Genomic DNA, 22,984 nt, shown 5'->3' with positions numbered 1-22,984 from the left:
ACCGGCGCCGCTCATGCGGGCAGCGTCCGGCTGTCAGCGTGTGGAAAGCGACATGATATGGTGAGTTTCAGGACACGGGCAGCGATCGGCGTGATGCTGGTATCGACCACGCTGCCGGCGATGGTCGATGCGCGCACCCAGAAGCGCCCCGCCGCGACACCCGCCAGTGCACCGGTAAAAATCAGTGCCGAAGCGCGCGCGGCGAAGCTGGTCAAGCAGATGACCCGCGCCGAAAAACTCCAGCTCGCTTTCAGCTTCTTCCCGCCTCAGGCGACCGGCAAATCCGGTTCGCCGACTGACATGATCCCCTCGGCCGGCCATGTCCCGCCGATCCCCCGCCTCGGCATTCCGGCTCTGCGCGAAAGCGATGCGAGCCTTGGCGTCGCCAACCAGGTCGAACAGCGCAAAGGCGATGTCGCGACCGCGCTTCCCGCCGGGCTCGCCACCGCCGCGACCTTCGATCCCGAGTTCGCGTATCGCGGCGGCGCGATGATCGGGTCGGAAGCGCGCGCCAAGCGCTTCAACATCCTGCTTGCGGGCGGCGTCAATCTGACGCGCGATCCGTGGAACGGGCGCAATTTCGAATATCTCGGCGAGGATCCGCTACTCGCCGGCGTGATGGCGGGCGAGGCGATCCGCGGCGTGCAGAGCAATCACATCGTCTCCACGGTCAAGCATTACGCGCTCAATTCGCAGGAGACCGGGCGCATGGTGCTCAACGCGCGGATCGGCGAGGCGGCACTGCGCGAAAGCGATCTGCTCGCGTTCGAGATCGCGATCGAGCGCGGCCGGCCCGGATCCGTGATGTGCGCCTATAATCAGCTCAACGGCGAATATGCGTGCGAGAACCGTGTCCTGCTGACCGACATCCTGCGCAAGGACTGGGGTTATAAGGGTTGGGTCATGTCCGATTGGGGCGGGGTTCATTCGACCGCGAAAGCCGCGCTCGCCGGACTCGACCAGCAATCGGGCAAGGAACTCGACAAGCAACCTTATTTCGCCGCCCCGCTCGCCGCCGCCGTCGCCGATGGCAGTGTCCCCGAAGCGCGGCTCGACGAGATGATCACGCGCATCCTGACCGGGGTGATCGAAAACGGCCTGCTCGATCATCCGATGCCGGCCACCGCGCAGCCGATCGATTATGCCACCAACGCGGTGATCGCGCAGCGTACTGCAGAGGCCGGCATCGTCCTGCTCAAGAACGACAACGCGATCCTGCCGCTGGCCAGAACGGCGAAACGCATCGTGCTGATCGGCGGCCATGCCGATGTCGGCGTCCTGTCGGGCGGCGGATCGTCACAGGTCCGCTCGGTCGGCGGCGCGCCGGTCGAGATTCCATTGACCAGCGGCGCAGCGGCTTCGTTCGCGCGCGTCACCTGGCACGCATCCTCGCCGCTCGCCGCGATCCGCAAGCTCGCGCCGGGGGCCGAGATCAGTTTCGTCGATGGCCGCGACCCCGCCGCCGCGGCGGCCGCAGCCAAGCACGCCGATGTCGCGATCGTCTTCGCGACGCAGTGGCAGACCGAGGCGCAGGATGCCGAGACACTCGTCCTGCCCGACAATCAGGACGCACTGATCGATGCGGTCGTCGCCGCCAATCGCAAGACGGTCGTTATACTCGAAACCGGCGGCCCGGTGCTGATGCCGTGGATCGACCGCGTCGCTGGCGTGATCCAGGCCTGGTATCCCGGCCAGCGCGGCGGCGAAGCGATCGCCGGTATCGTGTTCGGCATGGTCAATCCCTCGGGCCGCCTGCCGATCACGTTCCCGCGCTCGGCCGATCAGGCGCCGCGCCCCGCCCCGGTCGGGCTGGAAACGCTGAAGACCGCCGCCGACCGCACCGCCGCGGCCAATTCGAACGGTGCCGCAGACGCCGCGCCGACCCATTTCCCGATCGATTATCAGGAGGGAAGCGATGTCGGGTATCGCTGGTACGCGGCGAAGAAGCTGACTCCGCTTTTCCCATTCGGCCACGGCCTGTCCTATTCCAGTTTCGCCTATGCGAATTTGAAGGTTGGCGGGGGCACGACGCTGACGGTCAGCTTCGACGTGACTAACAAGGGCGCTCGCGCTGGCGCCGACGTGCCGCAGGTCTATGTCGCGCATGCCAGTGGTGCGCCGCGCCTCGCCGCCTTCAAGCGCGTGATGCTGAAACCGGGCGAGAGCCGGCATGTCACCCTGACCGCCGAACCGCGTATCCTCGCCGATTGGGATGTGACCGGCCACCAATGGCACATCGCCGGCGGGTCTTATCGCGTGAAGGTGGCGAAGGATGTGGCGGATGCGGGGCTTGTCACTGAGACGGTGCTGGCGGAGCGGCGCTTCGCGAAGTGAGAAGACAATCACTTCCCCGGCGTTATTTCAGCGCCTCGACCATATCCTTGGTTTCCTTCAAGCCCATATGGGTGGCGTCGCGGGCACGCTTGATCGCTTCGATCTTGCGCCCCGCCGCGAGCAACGCGCGCACTTCGGCCTCGACCTCGGGCGGTAACACCGAAACAGGCGCGTCGGCCGGGCCGCCATGCCGCGTCGGCACTGGCCGATAGGCCGAGGGCTGACCGCCGAGCAGCGGATCGCGTCCACGCTGCGAACGCAGCACCAGGGCGAGCAGCAGCAAGAAGATCGCGCCGCTGAAAATCAGGATGGGGATGGGAATAAACATCGCGGCTCCTGTACCAAGGGCGCCGACGAATGCCGCACCCGTCCGGCGAATGCACGACGGGTCCCGCAGGTTCCGTCGTGACCGCAAGACACTCCGGGATAGAATAACCGCAACGACGATCACTCGATAGCGTTTGACGAATCGATATTTCGACGATAATCGAATTATCGAAGCGAAGGAGATCGAGATGAAGCGTTTGCATATGCATGTCAGTGTTCCCGACATCGATCAGGCCGTGCTGTTCTACACCACCCTGTTCGACGCGCCGCCCTCGGTGGTGAAGCATGATTATGCCAAATGGATGCTCGAGGATCCGCGCGTGAACCTCGCCATCTCGGCGCGCGATCGCGACGCCGGCGTCAATCATGTCGGCATCCAGGTCGATAGCGCGGAGGAGCTTGCCGTACTGGCATCGCGGCTGAAAGCGGCGGGCAACACGACCTTCGACCAGGAAGCAACCACCTGCTGCTATGCGAAGTCCGACAAGAGCTGGGTGACCGACACCGCCGGGGTGCGCTGGGAAACCTTCTACACCATGGGTGAAGCGACCTCCTACGGTGAGGACGAAGTGATCCCGGCCAGTGGTTGCGGTACCACGGGAGAGGGGGCGGCGTGCCAGTGATGCAACTGCCGACCGCGGTCGAGGCCTTGTCCGCGCTTGCCCATGGCCACCGCCTGGCCGTTTTTCGCCTGCTGGTGCGCGCCGGGGGTGAAGGCGTGGCGGCGGGCGAGATTGCGCGCGAGGTCGGCGTGCTGCCCAACACGCTGTCGACGCACCTCAATATCCTCGGCCATGCCGGATTGATCTCGTCGCGGCGCGACGGGCGTTCTGTGATCTATGCCGCGAATTATGACGGTATGCGCGACCTGCTCGGTTTCCTGGTCGCGGATTGCTGCGGCGGCCGGCCGGAGATTTGCGGTTCGCTCGGCGAGATCGCGGAACGGTCCGCCTGCTGTGCGGAAGACACGCCGGCATGACAGCCTCGGCCCGGCCGCCAATGGCCCTGTCCGAACGCTATCTGAGCTTATGGGTCGCGCTGTGCATCCTGGCCGGGATCGCGGCCGGACATTTGTTGCCGGCGCTGTTCGCGGCGATCGGCTCAGCCGAACTCGCGAGCGTCAACCTGCCGGTCGCGCTGCTGGTGTGGCTGATGATCATTCCGATGCTGCTGAAAATCAATTTCGCCGCGCTCGGCGGCGTGCGGCAACACTGGAAGGGTGTCGGTGTCACGCTGTTCGTGAACTGGGCGATCAAACCTTTTTCGATGGCGCTGCTCGCCGCCTTGTTCATCGGCTGGTTGTTCGCGCCGTTGCTGCCGCCGGGCCAGGCCTCATCCTATATCGCCGGGCTGATCCTGCTTGCCGCCGCGCCATGCACCGCAATGGTCTTTGTCTGGTCCAATCTGTGCGACGGCGACCCGACCTATACGCTGGCGCAGGTCGCGCTGAACGACGTGCTGATGCTGTTCCTGTTCGCACCCCTGGTCGCGCTGCTGCTTGGCGTCGCGGCGATCACCGTGCCGTGGAACACGCTGCTGCTGTCGGTCGCGCTCTATATCGTCGTGCCGGTGGTCGTCGCCCAACTGCTCCGTCGTGCTGTTCTCGCAACAGGCGGGCAGCTCGCGCTCGACCGCCTGCTCGCGCGGCTCGGCCCGGTTTCGCTCATTGCCCTGCTCGCCACGCTGGTGCTGTTGTTCGGTTTCCAGGGGGAAAGGATCGTCGCCCAGCCTTTGGTCATCGCGCTGCTCGCCGTGCCGATCCTGATCCAGGTCTATCTCAACGCCGGTCTCGCTTACTGGCTCAATCGCGCCACCGGCGAAGCGCATTGCGTGGCCGGGCCATCGGCGCTGATCGGCGCGAGCAATTTCTTCGAACTGGCGGTCGCGGCGGCGATCGGGCTGTTCGGCTTGCGCTCCGGCGCCGCGCTGGCGACGGTGGTCGGCGTGCTGATCGAAGTACCGGTCATGCTTTCGGTGGTCGCGATCGTGAACCGTTCCAGGACCTGGTACGAAAGCGGTGCCGCCGTCATCCGTTCTCAGGCAGCCGTCATCCATTCAAAGACGGGGGCCAAACCATGACCGACTTCCCCGTCACCATCTATCACAATCCCGATTGCGGCACGTCGCGCAACGTGCTCGCGATGATTGAGGCCGCCGGTTACGCGCCAACCGTGATCGACTATCGTCAGACCGGCTGGACTCGCGAGCAGCTCGAACGCCTATTCGCCGCGATCGGCCTGCCCGCGCGCGCCATGTTGCGTGACAAGGGCACGCCCGCAGCTGAACTCAGGCTGGGCGATCCGGCCTTGTCCGATGCCGCGCTGATCGATGCGATGGTCGCGCACCCGATCCTGGTCAATCGCCCGATCGTCGCAACGCCGCGGGGCACGAAGCTGTGCCGCCCGTCCGAAACGGTTCTGCCCTTGCTCGACCGTCAGCCCGACCGGCCCGACCGGCCCGACCGGTTCGTCAAGGAGGATGGCGAGATCGTCCTGCCGTAACGGCACTGATCCATTCAATCGCCAGGTTGTTAGTTCGGGCTCACAACGAGGGTCGCTAGCGACCGATGCGCGCGGGTACTCGCCCGACACGTCACCAAAAATCCTGCCGCCGATTCCGGGTAAATGTATCGGGGCCGGAACAACCCCGGCGTGAGGGAGTCTTGCTGCTGTGCGAGCCTTGCCTTTTCTTTGCCTCAGATCGGCCCGACTTGGTCGGTGTAGTGTCGCCTGGTCAAATCAGGTGAGATGGGACTTGCCTGTGGCGCAAACATTCCCATCTGTGCGGTCGAGGGGGCATTGATGAGTAACGACAAAATCACCCTGACCGACCGCGACGTACGACTGACCTTTCCCAACCCAGGACATGCCGAACGCCTGGTGGCGGGCGTGGCCACCGCCGCGCATGCCGTGGCGCAGGCCTATCGTGCCGGTGCGCGGCAGATCTGGGTCGATATCGTGGATGGCGGACGGTTGTCGCCGCAAGCGGTCGATGACGTGCGCCGCGCCGGCGCCGATGCGGCGCTCCATTTCGTGGTCGATCATGAGGCGCGCTTGAAACGGGCGGCGGACAATGGGCCGATCACCGCGGCCGCAGTGCTCGAGGCGACCGGCAAGGCGAGCGACGGACTGGCCTCGCGCCTGTTCAACCGTCCGGTGTCGCGGCGCATCTCGGCCGCGCTGTTGCGGTTTCCCGGGGTGCGTCCCTGGCATGCCACAATTCTGGTCGGGCTGGTCGGCGCGGCGATGGTGTTGAGCCTGTTGTTCGGCGGCTATGGCGGGCTGGTCGCGGGCGGATTGTTGTTCCAGACGGCTTCGCTGCTCGACGGGGTCGATGGCGAGATCGCCCGCGCGACCTATCGCAGCAGCCCGCGCGGCGCATTGCTGGATACGACGGTCGACATGGCGATCAATATCGGCTTCTTCGCCGCCGTGACGGTGAGCCTGACCAATTTATACGGTCATAACCAGGCGCTGGCGGGCGGCACCGCGATCGTGCTGGTCGCCACCGGATTGTCGATCATGGCATTGCTCGCGCGACGGCTGGGCAAGCCGGGCGATTTCAATTTCCTCAAGCGTTTCTATCAGGAGCGCTTCCCGACCGGGCTGGCGGCGAAGATCACCGAAACGCTGGTGGTTGTCACCAGCCGCGACTTCTTCGCGCTTGCCTTTGCGGTGGTGATTCTGCTCGGCTGGGGACAGATCATCCTGTTCGCGCTGGCCGGCTTTGCGGTGTTGTGGCTGTTCCTGGTGCTGTGCGCGGTGCGGCCGATCCTGCGCGATTCCACTTCGATGGGGACGATAGGCTCCGGCCTCGCAGTCGACGACGCGACACGCCTGGCCTGATCATTTGCCCCCCGAGTCGCCAGCCACTGATCAGGGGGCGGATCGACTGATCCTGCGCGGTGCGTTTTCCACTGCGTTCGGTTTCGTCATTCGCCTGGGTGCGCGCTTCCTGTTCCTGCTGGTCGCCGGGCGGCTGTTCGGTGCGGCGTTGTTCGGTGCGTATAGCCTGGCCGTCGCGGTGCTCGAGGCGAGCGTCGCGCTGACCGGGCTGTCGCTGAAGAAAACGCTGTTCCAGCAGCTCGATCGCAATACCGGGTCTGGGCCGGACCATCGCGTTCCAGCGGCGCATATCGTGATCGACGCGGCGATCCTGGTGCTCGCGGCAAGTGTGGCGGTGGCGGCGGCGATCATGGGCGTCGTCGCGGTGCTGCCGCGGTCCGTGCTGGCGCCGGATACCGCGACTGCCTTGTTCTGGATCGCGCCGATGATCGCGGGACAGGCGCTGGCCGATATCCTGTTCGCCGCGACGCGCTGGACTCATGTCGTGCGCCACGAAGTGATCGGTCGCAGCATCGTCGAGCCCTATTCGCTGCTGATCGGCGCGGTCATCGCTTATGCCGCGGGCTTTACCGGGACCGGGCTGATCATCGGGTACTGGGTGGGCAATATCGTGCTCAACGGCTATGCGCTGATCGCGGTGCGGCGCTGTTTCCCTCGCTTCGAGCTGGCGCGGTATCGCGGCGGGCGGTTGATCCCGGCGTTGCGCGAGCTGCTGCCCAACACCGGCACCGATGTGATCAACGGGGTGTTCACCCGGCTCGACCTCTATCTGGTCGGCATCTTCCTCGGTGAGCGCTGGGCGGGCATTTACGGCATGGCGCAGCAATTGCGCACGCCGCTGCGCCATGCGCGGCAGGCCTTTGATTCGATGCTGGTGCCGATGGTCGCGCGGACCCTGTCGATCAGCGGCAACAAGGCGACGGTCGATGCGCTGGCAACCGCCGCGCGAGTCATCCTGGCGGTGCAGCTCGCCTTTCTGGTGGCGATCGTCGCCGCCGGCGGGCCGATGCTCGAACTGTTCGGACATGGCTTCAGCGCGGGGTACACGGCGCTGATCCTGCTCACGCTGGCGGAAGCCGCGCAGGGCACGTTCGGGCTGGGCGATTTCCTGTTCGTCTATCTGCGGCCCAAGACCGGGTTGCTGATCATGCTTGCGAGCTTCGTCGCTTGCGTCGCGGCGGCGATCGACTTCACGCCGCGTTGGGGCATCGCCGGGGCGGCGGGCGCGGTGCTGCTCGCGACGATGGTGCAGGCGGGGTTGCGGCGCCTGGTACTGCGCGTGCAGCTGCGCGTCAGGCCGCCGCTGGCACCGTTATGGCCACCGCTGCTGGCGGGCGCGGCCGGGCTTGGTGTCGCGATCATGGTGCCCGGTGGCACGGGAGCGGGATTTGCGCCCGCGACCTTTGTCGCGCTGGCGGCGGCGCTCGGGACTTATGGCGCGGTGCTGTGGCTGTCGCTGCGGCTATCGGGGCAGCGGCTGGCGATCAGCGGGTTTGCTTCGGGCGGGGATCAGCATTCCTGATTGCGCGCCGCTGGCGTTTCGCGCGGACGGCGGATAAAGCGATTGACGATGCGGGCGCTGTTCTCCCTTTTTATCGGTCTGGTCCTTGCGCTGTCGCTCGGGCTGGGGTCGGTCGCGCATGCCGTCGAACCGGTCGGGTCATGCGTCGAGGCCGGCACGACCGCCGGGCATGTCGATGGCGATAGCGATCAGGTGCCGGCCGATAGCGACAAGGATTATCCGCATCATCATGGCGGCTGCCACGGCCATCATGTCGCGGCGCCGATCGGCGATGGCGAAACGATCGCCCATGCCCGGCTCGCATCGATCATCACGCGCGCGGATGTCCGCAACGGCGTGACGCACGCCAGCGATCCGGCGCTGAGACCACCGCAAGCCTGACGATACGCCCCCGGCCGCGACGATGATCGTCGCGCCGCCGGTGTCCTATTCGTCGGGAGTCTTTTCCAAATGTATCGTTTCATCGCGGCCGTGCTGGCCGTCGCGTGCTGTGCGGGTTCCGTGCAGGCGCAACACATGCCGGTCCCCATGTCGGTTGGCGCCGGCGATCCTTTCACGCTCGACCAGGCGCTGATTGAGGCGGGGGCCGCTTCGCCGGTGGCCGAAATGGGTGAGGCGGGGATCAGGGCGGCCGAGGCAGGTCGCGTGGTTGCCGGGCTGCGCCCCAATCCCTCACTGCGGGTCGAGGCGGAGAATCTCGTCGGCAGCGGCGCCTATCGCGGGCTGTCGAGCGCGGAGACGACGGTGGGTGTGGACCTGCCGGTCGAACTTGGCGGCAAGAGGTCGGCGCGGATCGCGGTGGCCGATGCGCGGTCGGTGCGCGCGCGGATCGCCGCGGCGGTCGCTTTGGGCAATCTGCGGTTGCGCGTGACTCAGGCCTATATCGAGGCGGTCGCGGCCGAGCGGCGGCTCGGCGTGGCGGATGCGCAGGCGGAGATCGCGGCGGAAGGGCTGCGCGTGGCACATGACCGGGTGCAGGTCGGCGCGACCTCGCCGATCGACGAGCAGCGCGCCGATGTGCTGCGCATCAATGCCGCGACCGCATTGGCGCGCGCGCGGCGATCGGCGGCGGTGACGCGCGAGACGCTGGCACGGCTGGTCGGCCGGACGATCGCCGAGCCGCTCGACCTCGACTGGTTCGACCGGGTCGGTGACGATGGTCCAACCCGGCCGGCGCGCCTCAATGCGACATTGGCACGAGCGTCGGCGGTCGCGGAGTTCGATGCCGCCGACGCGCAAGTCCGGCTCGCCCGGTCGCAGCGGGTGCCCGACATCACGCTCAGCGCCGGCGCGCGACGGCTGGCGGCGAGCAACGACATGGCGGCGGTGTTCGGCGTGTCGATCCCGATCCCGTTGTTCAACAATGGCACGGCGGCGGTCGACCAGGCGCGGGCCGAGCGCGACCGCGCCGATGCCGAGCGTCGCTTGACGCTGGGTGAGGCGGAGCGGACGATCGCGTCGGCCGAGGCGGAGCGCGACAATGCCGCGCTCGATGCGCGAGCGGCGGGCGGACCTGCGCTCGCCGCCGCGACCGAGGCGGCGCGGATCGCGCGGATCGGATACGGCCAGGGCAAGTTCGGCCAGCTCGATCTGCTCGAGGCCGAACGGACGCTGATCGAAACACGCGGCGCGGCGATCCATGCGCTTGCCGCCTATCATGATGCCGAGGCGCGGCTGAGGCGGCTGACCGCCCCCGCGCCCCAATTCACCGGAGACGATCGATGATCACACAGGACAAGCGCCTGGCCGGCGGCGTGGCTGCCGCACTTCTTGTTGCCGCGGCGGGCGGTTTCGGCGTTGCGCGTTGCACCGCACCAGTCGGAGCGCCCGCGATCGACAAAGCGGTCGAGGCAGCGCCGGCGGATAGCGTCGCGATGACGGCGGCGGCGATGACCGAGGCGGGGATCGTCACCGAAAAGTTGGCGGGTGGCGGACTGGGGGCGGAAATCGTCGCGCAGGCGATGGTCACCGCCGCGCCCAATGGCGAGGCTTTGGTTACCGCGCGTGCCAGTGGCGCGGTGACGCGGCTGTTCAAACGGCTCGGCGATCCGGTGCGGGCGGGTGAGGCACTCGCGATTGTCGAAAGCCGTGAGGCGGCGCAGATCGCCGCCGACCGATCGACCGCTGCGGCACGGGCGACGCTGGCCGAGCGCAATCTGGCGCGCGAACGCTATCTGCACGATCAGAAAGTGTCGGCGCGGGTCGATCTCGAACGTGCCGAGGCCGATGCGGCGGCGGCGCGGGCCGAGGCGCGACGCGCTTTTGTCTCGGGCCGTGCGGCCAATGTGACGCGTGACGGACGCGGCGTGATCGTGACCAGCCCGATCGCCGGGCGGGTGACCGCGACCGGCATCAGCCTCGGCGCGTTCGTGCAGGCCGAGACCGAGCTGTTTCGCGTCGCCGACCCGCGCCTGATCCAGGTCGAAGCGGCGCTTGGCGCGGCCGATGCGCCGCGTGTCGCGGCGGGCGACGCGGTGGTGATCGAGCTGCCCGGCGGACGCACCATCGCCGCGCAGGTGCGCGCGGTGACGCCGACCCTGAACGGCGAAACGCGCGCGGCGACCGCCGTGATCGACGTCGTGGGCAGCGCGCTGCAGCCGGGCCAATCGGTGCGGGTCCGGCTGAAGCCGGCGCGGGGTGCGACATCGACGCGCATCGTCGTGGCGGAGGAGGCGGTTCAATCGCTCGGCGGGCGCGACATGGTGTTCGTGCGCACAGGCAGCGGTTTTCGCGCGCGGCCGGTGACCATCGGACAGCGCAGCGCGGGACGGATCGAGATCGCCACTGGCCTGCGCCCCGGCGAGGTGATCGCGACTGGCAATGCATTCCTGCTCAAGGCCGAACTGGCCAAGGGCGCGGGCGAGGAGGAATAGTCATGATCGCGACCCTTATGGCGCTGTCGATCCGGGCTCGTTGGGCGGTGCTGTTGTTCTTCATCGCAGTGGCGGGGGTGGGGCTGTGGCAGCTTGGCCGGCTGCCGATCGACGCGGTACCCGACATCACCAACAATCAGGTGCAGATCAATGTCCTCGATCGCGGCCTGTCGCCGGTCGAGATCGAGAAGCGCGTGACCTTCCCGATCGAAACCGCGCTGGCCGGTATTCCGGGGCTGGAATCGACCCGCTCACTGTCGCGCAACGGCTTTGCCCAGGTGACCGCAATCTTCAGCGATTCGACCGATTTGTATTTCGCCCGCGCGCAGGTCGGCGAGCGGCTGACCCAAGTGCGCGACACCTTGCCCGAGGGCGTGCAGCCGCAGATCGGGCCGGTCACCACCGGGCTTGGCGAAGTGTTGATGTACACGGTCGATTATGCCGATCGCGGGGGGCGCGGGACGAAAGCCGCCGATGGCAAGCCGGGGCGGCAGAGCGATGGCAGTTACCTGACGCCCGAAGGCGACCGGCTGACCGATGCGGTGTCGCAGGCGGCGTATCTGCGCACCGTGCAGGACTGGATCATCCGCCCGCAACTGCGCAGCGTGCCCGGTGTCGCAGGGATCGATTCGATCGGCGGTTATGAAAAGCAATATGTGGTCGAACCCGATGCGGTGAAGCTGGCGGCGCATGGCATCTCCTTTGCCGAACTGGCGCGCGCGCTGGAGGCGGCGAACCTCGCGGTCGGGGCGAATTACTTCAATCGCGGTGGCGAGGCCTTTCTGGTGCGTGCCGATGCGCGAATCCGGTCGATCGGCGAGATTGGCGATGCGATCGTCGCGACGCATGGTGGGGTGCCGGTCGCGGTCAAGGACGTGGCGACCGTGGCGATCGGCGGCGAACTGCGGACCGGCGCGGCGAGCCGCAACGGGCATGAAGCGGTGATCGGCACGGTGCTGATGCTGATCGGCGAGAATAGCCGGGTGGTCGCGCGCGATGCGGGTAAAAGGCTGGCGGTGGTGGCGAGATCGCTGCCGCCGGGCGTGGTGGTCGAACCGGTGCTCGACCGATCGAAGCTGGTTAATGCGACGGTGTCGACGGTGCAGCGCAACTTGATCGAGGGTGCGTTGCTTGTCGCGGTCGCGCTGTTCCTGCTGCTCGGCAATTTTCGCGCGGCTGGGATCGCGGTGCTGGTCATCCCGCTGTCGTTCCTGATGATGGCGAGCGGCATGAACGCGTTCGATGTGCCGGGCAATCTGATGAGCCTTGGTGCGCTCGACTTCGGCCTGATCGTTGATGGCGCGGTGATCGTGATCGAGAATTGCCTCGCCCGGCTCGCGCTGCGTCAGGAACATGAGGGGCGGATATTGTCGCTGAGCGAGCGGATCGAGGAAACGATGCGCGCATCGAAGGAGATGATCCGGCCGACCTTGTTCGGCCAGGCGATCATCCTGCTCGCCTTTGCGCCCCTGCTGATGTTCACCGGGGTCGAGGGCAAGACCTTCGCGCCGATGGCGATCACCATCATGCTCGCTCTGGTCGCGGCGTTCATCCTGTCGCTGACGTTCGTGCCAGCGATGGTCGCCTTGCTCATTCGCGGCCGGGTGGCGGAGAAGGAAGTGTGGATCGTCGCACGGACCAAACGCGGTTATGCGCCGTGGCTCGACCGGGCGGTGGCGCGGCCCTGGCCATTCATCGCGGCGGGTTTCGTCTTTTTCGTTTCGTCGCTGTTCGTGTTCACCTTGCTTGGGCAGGAATTCATTCCACAGCTCGACGAGAAGAATGTCGCGATGGCGTCGATGCGCGTGCCGTCAGTCTCGCTCGACCAGTCGCTGGCGATGCAGCGCGGGGTCGAGCGCGCGGTGACGCAGCTGCCCGAGGTGGCGGAGATGTTCTCCAAGACCGGTACCGCTGAAGTCGCGACCGACCCGATGCCGCACAATATCAGCGACGGTTATGTCATCCTGAAACCGCAGGATCAATGGCCGGCCGGGGTGACGAGCAAGGCGCAAGTGCTGGAGCGGATCGAGCGCGCGGCGGGAAGGCGGATCGGCCAGGCCTATGAGGTCAGCCAGCCGATCCAGCTACGTTTCAACGAGCTGATCGCCGGGGTGCGTGGCGATGTCGCGATCAAGCTTTACGGCGACGACCTCGACAAGCTCGGTGTGGCGGCGGCGAGGATCGTGCGCACGCTGCAAGCGGTGCCGGGCGCGGCGGATGTGAAGGCGGAACAGACTGCCGGATCGCCCACGCTCGACATCCGCTTCGATCGCGCGGCGATCGCGCGCTACGGGCTGACCGTGGCCGAGGTCGCCGATACGGTGGCGGCGGCGATGGGCGGGCGCGAGGCGGGCACGTTGTTCGAAGGCGACCGGCGTTTCGCGGTGACGGTGCGCGTGCCCGATGCGACGCGGGCGAGCCTCGACGCGCTGGCCGCCTTGCCGGTGATGCTGCCCGAACAGGCCGGGCAAAGACGCGCCTCTGTGCCGCTGGCCGAGGTGGCGCGGTTCGGCTTTGCCGAGGGGCTGAACCAGATCAGCCGCGAAAATGGCAAGCGCCGCGTGGTTATCCAGGCCAATGTGCGCGGGCGCGATATCGGGTCGTTCGTTGCCGAGGCCAGGGCGCAAGTCGATCGTGTCGCGCTGCCGACCGGATCCTGGCTCGAATGGGGTGGGCAGTTCCAGAATCTGCAAGCGGCGTCGGCGCGGCTGGCGATCGTCGTGCCGCTGTGTTTCGCGGTGATCTTCGGCTTGCTTTATCTGGCGCTGGGCAGCGTGGCGCGAGCGGCGGCGGTGTTCCTCGCCGTGCCGCTCGGGCTGGCCGGGGGTGTTTATACACTGGCGCTGACCGGCATTCCCTTCTCGGTCTCGGCGGCGGTCGGGTTCATCTGCCTTGCCGGGGTGGCGGTGCTCAACGGGCTGGTGGTGATGAGCGCGATCGGCGCGCGGATCGATGCGGGGGTCGAAGTGTCGCGCGCGATCGTCGAAGGCATATTCGACAAGGTCAGGCCGGTGCTGATGACCGGGCTGGTGCCGGCGATCGGTTTCGTGCCGATGGCGATCGCCACGGGCACCGGCGCGGAGGTGCAGCGGCCGCTCGCCACGGTGGTGATCGGCGGGCTGGTCGCGGCGACGTTGCTGACCTTGCTGGTCTTGCCCGCCATTGCGCGGGTCGTGCTCGGGATCGGGCAACGATCCGCAGGCAGCTTCGTTGTCGGCACGGTCGGGCCAGCGCTGGGAGGTGAATGATGGCTGAGGATCATGCTTCCCACGACCATGGCCCCGGAGCAGGACATGCCGGTCATGCCCATGCGCCGGCCAGTTTCGGACGCGCCTTCGCGATCGGCACCGCGCTTAACCTCGGCTTCGTTATAGTCGAAGCGGGATATGGCGTCGTCGCCCAGTCGATGGCGCTGATCGCCGATGCCGGACATAATCTCAGCGATGTCGCCGGGCTGCTGCTCGCCTGGGGCGCTGCCGCGCTAAGCCGGAAGCGGCCGCGTGGACGCTATACCTATGGCCTGCGTGGATCGTCGATTCTGGCGGCGCTGGCCAATGCGGTGCTGTTGCTGGTCGCGATCGGAGTGATCGCAGCGGAGGCGGTGCGGCGCTTCGCCGATCCCGCGCCAGTCGCCGGCATGACGGTGATGATCGTCGCCGGTGTAGGTATCGTGATCAACACGATCACCGCGCTGATGTTTATGCGCGGGCGCAAGGGCGACCTCAACATTCGCGGCGCATTCCTGCACATGGCGGCCGATGCCGGCGTGTCGGCCGGCGTGGTGATTGCCGGGCTGTTGATCGTCCTGACCGGCAAGAGCTGGATCGACCCGGTGATGAGCCTGATCATCGTCGCGGTGATCGGGGTGAGCACTTGGGGGTTGTTGCGCGACTCGGTCAATATGAGCTTGCAGGCGATCCCGCCGGGGCTTGATGCGGACGAGGTCGAGGCGTTTTTGTTGGCGCAAGGCGGCGTGGTGTCGTTGCACGACCTGCATATCTGGCCGATCAGCACGACCGAGACCGCGCTGACCGTCCATCTGCTGGTGCCCGGCGGCTATCCCGGCGATGTCTTCACGACCAACCTGGCGGCGGCGTTGAAGGAGCGGTTCGGGATCGACCATGCGACGGTGCAGATCGAAACCGACCCGCAGGGTGACTGCGCGCTCGAGCCTGATCAGGTCGTGTAAAGTGTTGTCGGCACCGGTGGCGATATTGGTGAGGCACGGCTAAAGCGGCTCGACAGCCGGCGTTCGACCGGCGTCTTGCAGGAAGAATGACTTTGGCGTCTCCGGAATTTTCTGGCCCAGATACGACCGCGCGCGGACCCGACCGGCCGATCAGCGTGACGGACATGTTCACGATCGGGATCGGGCCGTCGAGCTCGCACACCGTCGGGCCGATGCGCGCGGCGCTCGCCTTTGCGCGCGAGGCGACCGGCCATGACGTGCAGCGCGTGCTGGTCGAGATCTATGGCTCGCTCGCGCTGACCGGCAAGGGGCATGCGACCGACCATGCGTTGATCCTGGGGCTCGCGGGGCATGATCCGGGCACGATCGATCCGGATGCGGTGACCAGCGAAGTGGCGCGGATCCGGGCGAGCGGGCGGATCGCGCTAGGGGGGACACGCGACATCGCGTTCGACGAGGCTGGCGATTTGTTGTTCAAGATGGGCGAATTCCTGCCGCGTCATCCCAACGCGCTGCGTTTCCGCGCGCGTTGTGCGGACGGGGTCGAGTTCTGCCAGACCTGGTATTCAGTCGGCGGCGGTGTGATCGTACTTGAGGATGCCGCGCCGGCCTTGCTCAACATCGCCATCCCTTACGGCTTCGGATCGGCCGCCGAACTGCTTGAGATCGGCCAGGCGCGGAGCATGTCGATCGCCGATATCCTGATCGCCAACGAGGCGTCGTGGCGATCGCCGGCCGAACTGGACGGGTTTCTCGATTCGGTTCGCGCGGCGATGGCGGCGTCGATCGAGCGTGGCAGCGCGCAAGAGGGGATTTTGCCCGGCGGGCTCAAGGTGAAGCGCCGCGCGGCCGGGCTTCACCGCCGGCTGACCGCACAATTGCCGCGCGTCCACCCGTCGATGGTGTTCGACTGGGTGAGCCTGTGGGCGCTTGCGGTGAATGAGGAGAATGCGGCCGGCGGGCGCGTCGTCACCGCGCCGACCAATGGCGCGGCGGGGGTGATCCCGGCGGTGCTGCGTTATTATCAGCGCTTCACCGACGCGCCGACCGAGCAGGGCGAGCGCGTGCTGCTGATCACCGCGGCGGCGATCGGCATGCTGTACAAGAAGCGCGCCTCGATCTCGGCGGCCGAGATGGGCTGCCAGGGCGAAGTCGGCGTGGCCTGTTCGATGGCGGCGGCGGGGCTGGCGGCGGCGCTCGGCGGGAGCAACGAGCAAGTCGAGAATGCCGCCGAGATCGGCATGGAGCATAATCTTGGCCTGACCTGCGACCCGATCGGCGGGCTGGTGCAGATCCCGTGCATCGAACGCAATGCGATGGGCGCGATCAAGGCGATCAACGCCGCGCATCTCGCGCTGCAGGGCGACGGCACGCATGTCGTATCGCTCGACGCGGTGATCGAAACGATGCGCCAGACCGGCGAGGATATGCGCACCAAGTATAAGGAAACCAGCCTGGGCGGGCTGGCGGTCAATGTCGTGGAGTGTTGAGCGGCCCGGATAGCCTTGGCTGATTATTTGAAGCTTACCGCCGCGTTTACGTTCAATTGCGGGAGCCAGAATGGGTGATCGGCGTTACGGTGCGGTGGACCAGACCGAGGAAAAATGCGGGGTGATCAAGACCGGATTGATCAAGACCGGGGCAGTGGATCGCAAGGCCCGGCGGCTCAAGACCTTCCAGACGGCGTCGCTGCACGTCGCGGGTGGGGTGCGCCGCGTTCACTTGCTCAACCTGTCGACCTCCGGCGCGCTGGTCCATTCGGATAATCCGCCCGCTGCCGGCACCGCCTGTCGACTGGATGCCACGATTGATCTGGGCGCGGCGCGCGTGATGTGGGTGGCCGGTCAGCGCTTCGGCGTGATGTTCGACCGGCCGATCAGTGATCGCAGTCTCAGCCTGATGGTCGAAGGGCACGGCCCCGATAACGCCCGCGTGATGGCGCGATAGCGGGTTAGACCAACCATAATGGTCGGCGCACACGCCGGGCTGCGCTCTCACAGCTCCCGACTGCTGGTGGCTTTCATTTCTCTCCGCCCTCGTTCGGCGCGCGCAGCAGATTGTCGCGCAGCGTCGCGACCGCCTGCTGCAGTACGGTAAACGATTCCGCATCGAGCCCGGTCGCGTCGGACAGCGACGGCGGCACTCAAAGCCAGGACGGCTTCCTCGACATCCAGTTCAAGGCACCGCACCCAGCCGCCGAAAACCTGTTCGGCGCCGCCTGGTCGGCCTGTTATATCGGTGCGATCGAAGTCGCCGCCTCGCAGCAAAAGGTGAAGCTCCCCGTCCACCCGTCGGTCGATGCCGAGATCGACCTGAATCTCGGTCAGGGCGGCTATTTCCTCGGTGCCCGCCTCAACGTCAGCATCCCCGGCATCGACACCGATGTCGCCGAGGAACTGATCGCTCTGGCGCACAATATTTGCCCCTATTCGAAGGCCGTTCATGGCAATATCAATGTCGAGACCGTATTGATCTGATCTCGCTAGCCCCTCTCCCAAATGGGAGAGGGGGTTTGCGGCTGCCGCAATTCGATCGCATGAAGCCTTCTACTCCCCTCCCTTGCAGGAAGGGGAGTGAGAAAGTTTTAGTGCAGCGCCGCCATGCTGGCTGCCAGCTCGTCGAGCCGGAACGGCTTGGACAGGCGGTGGAGGTCGGGCGGGATGCCTTCGAGATCGGCATAGCCAGAGATCAGCAGGATCCGGATGCCGGGATATAAGGTGCGCGCTGCACCGGCGAGTTCGGCGCCGGTCATGTCGGGCATAAGGTGGTCGGTGACGATATAGTCGGGGCGCGATGTCGCGAGCAGGGTCAACGCCTCGCAGGCGGACTCGGCTTCCACCACGGACAGTCCCAATGTGTTGAGCATCTCGGCGGTCGCGTGACGTACACCGGCTTCGTCGTCAACCAACAGCACCTGACCGGCGGCATGCGGCATGTCCTGGCCGAGCCGGGCCGCGGCGCGACGTTCGACGCGCGGTTCGGCGGTGCGCAGCACGAGTTCGACGGTCGTGCCCTGGCCAGGCTCACTGGTCAGCAACATGGTGCCGCCAAGCTGCGAGGCCAGGCCGTGGACCATCGACAGGCCGAGCCCGGTGCCCTTGCCGATGCCTTTGGTCGAAAAGAACGGCTCGATCGCGCGGGCCATGACCGCTTCGTCCATGCCCGTCCCGGTGTCCGAGACGGAGATCGAGATATAGTCGCCGGGCGGCAGGCCCGTACGGTCGTCCTCGGTGACGGTGCGTGCGCGGGCGGACAGAGTCAGCGTGCCGCCATCGGGCATCGCGTCGCGTGAATTCACGCTCAGGTTGAGAATCGCCATTTCCAGCTGGTTGGCATCGGCCAGCGCCGGCGGCAGGTCCGGCGGCAGGTCGGTCACCACCCGGATATGCGACCCGGCGGTGCTTCCGATCAGCCCGGCCATGCCGCCGATCAGCGCGGCGACGTCGATCGGTCCGGGCTGAAGCGGCTGGCGGCGGGCAAAGGCGAGCAGGCGCTGAACCAGGGTGCGGGCGCGTTCGGCGGCGTCGAGCGCGCCGCGCAACAGGCGCTGTTCGCGTTCGTCGCGCTCGCCCCCAACCTCACCACGGCCATTCCTCCGCTGCAGCAGGTCGAGGCTGCCGATGATCGGGGTGAGCAGATTGTTGAAATCATGCGCCACGCCGCCGGTGAGCTGGCCGAGCGCCTCGACCTTTTGCGCCTGACGCAACGCCTCCTGCGCCAGTTCGAGTTCATCGCGGCGTTGCGTCTCCACCGTCACGTCGCGGCCGATGACGAACGCCTCGCCCTCGCCGGGGGCCGCGCTCCAGGCGAAATGCCGCCATGACCCGTCCTTCGCGCGCAGCCGGGCGAGGAAATCGCCAACCGGCGCGGCGGCGGCGGCACGGATCGCGCGCCCGATCCCGGCCAGATCTTCGGGGTGAATGAAGGCGTCGATGCGCAGGCCTTCGACTTCGTCCGGCCGATAGCCCAGCGCATCGACCGCGGGGTTTACCGCGATGATGCGGCGATGCCGTCCGATCACCAGGAACAGGTCGCGGCTCAGCCGCCACATGCCGTCGCGCTCGGCGGTGCGGACGGCGACTTCCTGTTCGAGCCGCTGGTTGAGCGCGGTGAGCGCATCACGAGCGTCGCGCCGGTCGGTCACGTCGATCGTCACCGCCAGCACGCCGAACGGGGTGCCGTCGGGCATGCGCACCACCGTCACCGAATTATTGACCCACACGATCGATCCGTCAGGCCGGAAATAGCGCTTTTCATGAGTATAGGGCGTGCCGTCGCGCACGGCCTTTTCGAACATCGGTATATTGGCGGGCAGATCGTCGGGGTGGGTGATCTGTTGCATGGTCAGGCGAAGCAATTCGTCGCGGGTGCGGCCGACGATCGCGCAGAATTTGTCGTTGACCAGGGTGAAGATGCCGTCGAGTCCGACCTGGGCGAAGCCGGCGCTGGTCTGGTCGATCAGCGCGGACAATTGCCGTTCGCGCTGACGCAGCGCCTGTTCGGCTTGCTTGGCCTGAGTGATGTCATGCGCGACGCCGATGAACCCGATCTGTGCGCCGTTCGCGTCGTAGCGCGGTTGCGACACCGAATGGAGCCAGCGCCATTCGCCGTCGCAACGCCGATAGCGCGCATCGAGTGTGAAGGTCTTGAGCGATGCCTCGCCGGCGATCGATTCGGCGACGATGCGCTGTTGATCGTCGGGATGGAGGATCAGGCGCCAGTCGAAATCCACCGCTTCGGCATAGGAAACGCCGAGGAAATCGACATAGGCGCGATTGACGAAGCTGCGCCGCCGATCGAGCCGCGTCACCCACATCGGCACTGGCGCGGAATCGGCGATGAGGTTGAATTCGCTGGCGCCCGATGCGCTTTCCGACAGCGGGTCCATCGTCACATGTCGGCGCGGATCAAGGCCATGCGCATATGGATCACTTGCCGAACGATTAGTCCAGAGGTTGCGAGCAGGTGCAATGCGCCGGCCGGAACCAATATGGCGGCATCGCTCATTCGCGAACCCGCTTCAGGCCGGGAGCTTCGTCCGACAATGCGCGATCATTGTGCATGTCCGCCATCATTTGATGCACGCGGCGGATATTGGGTTCTGTTGCCGCATCGGCCATCGATTGCGCTTCACCGGCACGGCGGCGGTGATAGACGCGATCAACGGGTGCGCGGTCGGTGATTTTCGTCATGTCGGCTCCCCTGTTCGATGATCAATCGGTAAAGATAAGATCCGGTGGCTGTGCTCCCCAACCCGAAACGTCAGACGCGTCGGTTGCCCCGGTGGACCTCGTAATCGTCACTCATCGCGATGCGAGAGGCATATTGCGGTGAGCTTTGGGTCGTGTCGTCGGACATGTTCCCTCTCCCGCCGGTGTGATTACCGAGGCGCAGAACACACAATCGCCGATTTGGATGCACGAAAACCTTCGTGTTTTTTGCTGTGTTTAGTCGACTTGAAACAAGTGAGGTCAGGGCCGTTTGCGCCGCGTATTTCGCGTCATCGGGTCGGGCTTTTTCGGCGGCGTCCAGCCGGGCGGCGGGGTCATGCGCTGTTGACTGGTGCCGAGGCCCATCGCGCCGGGTTGCTGGCGCGCGATACCCGATGTGTCGATGTCCGACACATCATCCAGCAAAGCGCCGCCGCGCAGTAGATTGAGCTTGTCGCGCAGGCGGCGTGCTTCCTCGAAGTCGAGAGCTGCGGCGGCGGCTTCCATTCGTTGCCGCAGCTCCTCTGCCGGATCGACCATCAGGCCAGCGCGCGCACGCCCGGCTCGCGTGCCCAATAACGCTTGGCCGCGGCGGCGGTGAAGCCCTTATCGAGCGGCACGACGCCTTCGTCCGGCACGACGCCGGCCTTGTCGAGCAAGGGCTGCGCTTCGCCTGTGTGGCCAATCGCCTTGAGATGGCCGAACGCATCCATCACGAACTGCACTGCCGCCGCTTCCTGGAGCAAGGCCGCGGTACCCTCGTCCGAGAGCGCGACGACGATCGCGTCGGCGAGGACCGACGGATAACCGGCAAGCTGTGCATCGGCCTTGAGCAACGACCCGTCGGACAGTTTCGCGCCGCCGACGCGCGGGGCGACGATCACTGCGCGGGCGCCGGCATCCGTGATCGCCTTGGTCATGCTCGCCACGACCTTCGCATCCGAACCGTCGGCGACGAGCACGGCGATCGACCGGCCGGCGATGTCCTGCGGCGCACGTGGTCCTTCGACGATGCGCAGCGCGGGGGAAGGTTCGAGATCCTGCGCCGGCTTCGCCGCTTTGGACGCCTTGGGCAGCGGCATGTTGAGGCCGGTGGCGACGCGTTTCGCGAGGTCGGGATCGACATTGACCAGGTTGGACAGCATCCGCGTGCGGACGTGTTCGAGGCCGACCTTGGACAGTTCAAAGACCAGCGCCGAGGCGAGATGCGCCTGTTCCGGCGTAGCGAGCGACCGGAAAAACAGCCGTGCCTGGCTATAATGGTCGGCAAAGCTGTCGGGGCGGATGCGCAGCTTGTCGCCCTGTTCGTCATCGGCGTCGCGTCCGGGGAAGGTCGCGAAACCGGTCATCGGGCATTCGCGCGGGCCGCCTTCCTCGCCCGCTTCGGCCAGGCTGTTGGGCTCGTAATTGGCGCGGCCCTTGGGCACCGCCATTTGCATCTGCCCGTCGCGCTGGAAGTTCATCACCGGACATTTCGGCGCATTGATCGGCAGCTGATGGAAATTGGCCGTGCCGAGCCGCGATTTCTGCGTATCGAGATAGGAGAAGAGCCGGCCCTGCAGCAGCGGATCGTTGGTGAAATCGACCCCCGGCACGATATTCCCGGGGCAATAGGCGACCTGTTCGGTCTCCGCGAAGAAATTGTCGGGATAACGATCGAGCACCATGCGCCCGATCAGTCGCACCGGCAGCACTTCTTCCGGGATGATCTTGGTCGGGTCGAGCACGTCGAAGGGCAGACTGTCGGCGAAATCCTGGTCGAACGCCTGGATGCCCAATTCCCATTCGGGGAAGTCGCCGCGATCGATCGCCTCGAACAGGTCGCGGCGGTGGAAATCGGGATCGGCACCGGCGATCTTCACCGCTTCATCCCAGCAGGTCGATTGTACGCCCTGTTTGGGTTTCCAGTGGAATTTGACGAAGGTCGATTTGCCCTTGGCGTTGACCAGCCGGAAGGTGTGGACGCCGAATCCCTCCATCGTGCGCAGCGAGCGCGGGATGGTGCGATCGGACATCGCCCACATGATCATGTGCGTCGCTTCCGGCATCAGGCCGATGAAATCCCAGAAGGTATCGTGCGCCGAGGCGGCCTGGGGATAGCCGGTCTGCGCCTCCATCTTCACCGAATGGACCAGGTCGGGGAATTTCATCGCGTCCTGGATGAAGAACACCGGGATATTGTTGCCGACCAGATCCCAATTGCCTTCCCGGGTGTAGAATTTGACCGCGAAGCCACGCACGTCGCGCGGCGTATCGACCGACCCGGCACCGCCCGCGACGGTCGAGAAGCGCGTGAACAGCGGCGTCTTTTCACCGGCGCGCTGGAACAGATCCGCCTTGGTGATGTCGGTCAGGCTTTCATACAGTTCAAAATAGCCATGCGCGGCCGAGCCACGGGCATGGACGATGCGCTCCGGGATGCGCTCATGATCGAAATGGAAGATCTTTTCGCGCAGCACGAAATCTTCGAGCAGCACCGGGCCGCGCGCGCCGGCCTTGAGCTGGTTCTGATTGTCCGAGACGCGGATGCCCTGATTGGTGGTCAGGCCCGTCGCCGCTTCGTCGCCCGCCTGCTGATGGGTCTCATCGCCATTGCCTGGCTTGATCGTATCGGATTTGACGTTGCTCTTGGTGGCCATGGTGCAGCTCCCTTTGGATTTGCCCGGTCAACCACCAAGGCGCAT

General features: G+C 66.2%; 20 protein-coding genes. 15 read left to right on the top strand and 5 right to left on the bottom strand.

What is annotated here, in order from left to right; translation table 11 throughout:
* Positions 1–120: 120 nt before the first annotated feature.
* On the top strand, positions 121–2,334 hold the full coding sequence (locus G4G27_RS15560) for a glycoside hydrolase family 3 protein (protein ID WP_244624720.1): 2,214 nt from the start codon (positions 121–123) through the stop codon (positions 2,332–2,334).
* A 22-nt stretch (positions 2,335–2,356) separates the two neighbouring features.
* Here the strand turns inward: G4G27_RS15560 and G4G27_RS15555 are convergent, their stop codons facing one another.
* A complete protein-coding gene (locus G4G27_RS15555; protein ID WP_183109498.1) occupies positions 2,357–2,662 on the bottom strand; it encodes a ribosomal protein L7/L12 in 306 nt (101 codons plus the stop codon).
* A 187-nt stretch (positions 2,663–2,849) separates the two neighbouring features.
* On the opposite strand from G4G27_RS15555, the gene G4G27_RS15550 reads away from it, so the two are divergent.
* The 14 genes from G4G27_RS15550 (at position 2,850) to G4G27_RS15485 (ending at position 17,567) form a co-directional block, all read left to right on the top strand.
* Positions 2,850–3,284 carry an ArsI/CadI family heavy metal resistance metalloenzyme gene (locus G4G27_RS15550; protein ID WP_183109497.1) on the top strand — a complete coding sequence of 145 codons (435 nt, stop codon included), beginning with the start codon at positions 2,850–2,852 and terminating at the stop codon, positions 3,282–3,284.
* The gene (locus G4G27_RS15545) at positions 3,284–3,640 is read left to right on the top strand and encodes a metalloregulator ArsR/SmtB family transcription factor (protein WP_183113835.1); all 357 of its coding nucleotides are present in this window, start codon (positions 3,284–3,286) and stop codon (positions 3,638–3,640) included. Before G4G27_RS15550 ends, G4G27_RS15545 begins: the two co-directional genes overlap by 1 nt.
* Positions 3,637–4,740, top strand: a complete 1,104-nt coding sequence (arsB, locus tag G4G27_RS15540) for an ACR3 family arsenite efflux transporter (protein WP_244624361.1) — start codon at positions 3,637–3,639, stop codon at positions 4,738–4,740. The genes G4G27_RS15545 and arsB overlap by 4 nt, the downstream gene beginning before the upstream one ends.
* Positions 4,737–5,162 carry an arsenate reductase (glutaredoxin) gene (arsC, locus tag G4G27_RS15535; RefSeq protein ID WP_183109496.1) on the top strand — a complete coding sequence of 142 codons (426 nt, stop codon included), beginning with the start codon at positions 4,737–4,739 and terminating at the stop codon, positions 5,160–5,162. Before arsB ends, arsC begins: the two co-directional genes overlap by 4 nt.
* A gap of 300 nt (positions 5,163–5,462) precedes the next feature.
* Positions 5,463–6,506, top strand: a complete 1,044-nt coding sequence (locus G4G27_RS15530) for a CDP-alcohol phosphatidyltransferase family protein (RefSeq protein WP_183109495.1) — start codon at positions 5,463–5,465, stop codon at positions 6,504–6,506.
* Between the two features lie 4 nt (positions 6,507–6,510).
* Positions 6,511–8,028, top strand: a complete 1,518-nt coding sequence (locus G4G27_RS15525; protein WP_183109494.1) for a polysaccharide biosynthesis C-terminal domain-containing protein — start codon at positions 6,511–6,513, stop codon at positions 8,026–8,028.
* A 48-nt stretch (positions 8,029–8,076) separates the two neighbouring features.
* Complete coding sequence (locus G4G27_RS15520) at positions 8,077–8,409, top strand: hypothetical protein (RefSeq protein ID WP_183114005.1); 333 nt, start codon at positions 8,077–8,079, stop codon at positions 8,407–8,409.
* Positions 8,410–8,478: 69 nt separating this feature from the next.
* Positions 8,479–9,753: a TolC family protein gene (locus tag G4G27_RS15515; protein ID WP_183109493.1), complete on the top strand. Its 1,275-nt coding sequence runs from the start codon at positions 8,479–8,481 to the stop codon at positions 9,751–9,753.
* Positions 9,750–10,901: an efflux RND transporter periplasmic adaptor subunit gene (locus G4G27_RS15510; protein ID WP_183109492.1), complete on the top strand. Its 1,152-nt coding sequence runs from the start codon at positions 9,750–9,752 to the stop codon at positions 10,899–10,901. The genes G4G27_RS15515 and G4G27_RS15510 overlap by 4 nt, the downstream gene beginning before the upstream one ends.
* Before the next feature lie 2 nt (positions 10,902–10,903).
* Positions 10,904–14,149, top strand: a complete 3,246-nt coding sequence (locus G4G27_RS15505; protein WP_183109491.1) for a CusA/CzcA family heavy metal efflux RND transporter — start codon at positions 10,904–10,906, stop codon at positions 14,147–14,149.
* Positions 14,149–15,090: a cation diffusion facilitator family transporter gene (locus tag G4G27_RS15500; protein WP_202049587.1), complete on the top strand. Its 942-nt coding sequence runs from the start codon at positions 14,149–14,151 to the stop codon at positions 15,088–15,090. The genes G4G27_RS15505 and G4G27_RS15500 overlap by 1 nt, the downstream gene beginning before the upstream one ends.
* Before the next feature lie 164 nt (positions 15,091–15,254).
* Positions 15,255–16,580 (top strand): L-serine ammonia-lyase, encoded by a 1,326-nt coding sequence (locus G4G27_RS15495; protein ID WP_244624719.1) that lies wholly within the window; start codon positions 15,255–15,257, stop codon positions 16,578–16,580.
* A 70-nt stretch (positions 16,581–16,650) separates the two neighbouring features.
* Positions 16,651–17,037, top strand: coding sequence for a PilZ domain-containing protein (locus G4G27_RS15490; RefSeq protein ID WP_183109488.1), 387 nt, complete (start codon positions 16,651–16,653; stop codon positions 17,035–17,037).
* A 110-nt stretch (positions 17,038–17,147) separates the two neighbouring features.
* Positions 17,148–17,567: an Ohr family peroxiredoxin gene (locus tag G4G27_RS15485; protein ID WP_183109487.1), complete on the top strand. Its 420-nt coding sequence runs from the start codon at positions 17,148–17,150 to the stop codon at positions 17,565–17,567.
* A 107-nt stretch (positions 17,568–17,674) separates the two neighbouring features.
* Here the strand turns inward: G4G27_RS15485 and G4G27_RS15480 are convergent, their stop codons facing one another.
* From G4G27_RS15480 to G4G27_RS15465, 4 genes are all read right to left on the bottom strand, one after another.
* On the bottom strand, positions 17,675–19,978 hold the full coding sequence (locus tag G4G27_RS15480; RefSeq protein WP_244624718.1) for a PAS domain-containing sensor histidine kinase: 2,304 nt from the start codon (positions 19,976–19,978) through the stop codon (positions 17,675–17,677).
* A 115-nt stretch (positions 19,979–20,093) separates the two neighbouring features.
* Positions 20,094–20,282, bottom strand: coding sequence for a hypothetical protein (locus G4G27_RS15475; RefSeq protein ID WP_183109485.1), 189 nt, complete (start codon positions 20,280–20,282; stop codon positions 20,094–20,096).
* A 279-nt stretch (positions 20,283–20,561) separates the two neighbouring features.
* The gene (locus G4G27_RS15470; protein ID WP_244624360.1) at positions 20,562–20,807 is read right to left on the bottom strand and encodes a UvrB/UvrC motif-containing protein; all 246 of its coding nucleotides are present in this window, start codon (positions 20,805–20,807) and stop codon (positions 20,562–20,564) included.
* Positions 20,808–20,839: 32 nt separating this feature from the next.
* On the bottom strand, positions 20,840–22,939 hold the full coding sequence (locus G4G27_RS15465; RefSeq protein ID WP_183109483.1) for a catalase: 2,100 nt from the start codon (positions 22,937–22,939) through the stop codon (positions 20,840–20,842).
* Between the last annotated feature and the right edge of the window lie 45 nt (positions 22,940–22,984).

The sequence above is a fragment of the Sphingomonas sp. So64.6b genome (genome assembly GCF_014171475.1).
Taxonomy (GTDB): domain Bacteria; phylum Pseudomonadota; class Alphaproteobacteria; order Sphingomonadales; family Sphingomonadaceae; genus Sphingomonas; species Sphingomonas alpina_A.
This window is presented reverse-complemented; position numbering and strand designations above follow the sequence as displayed.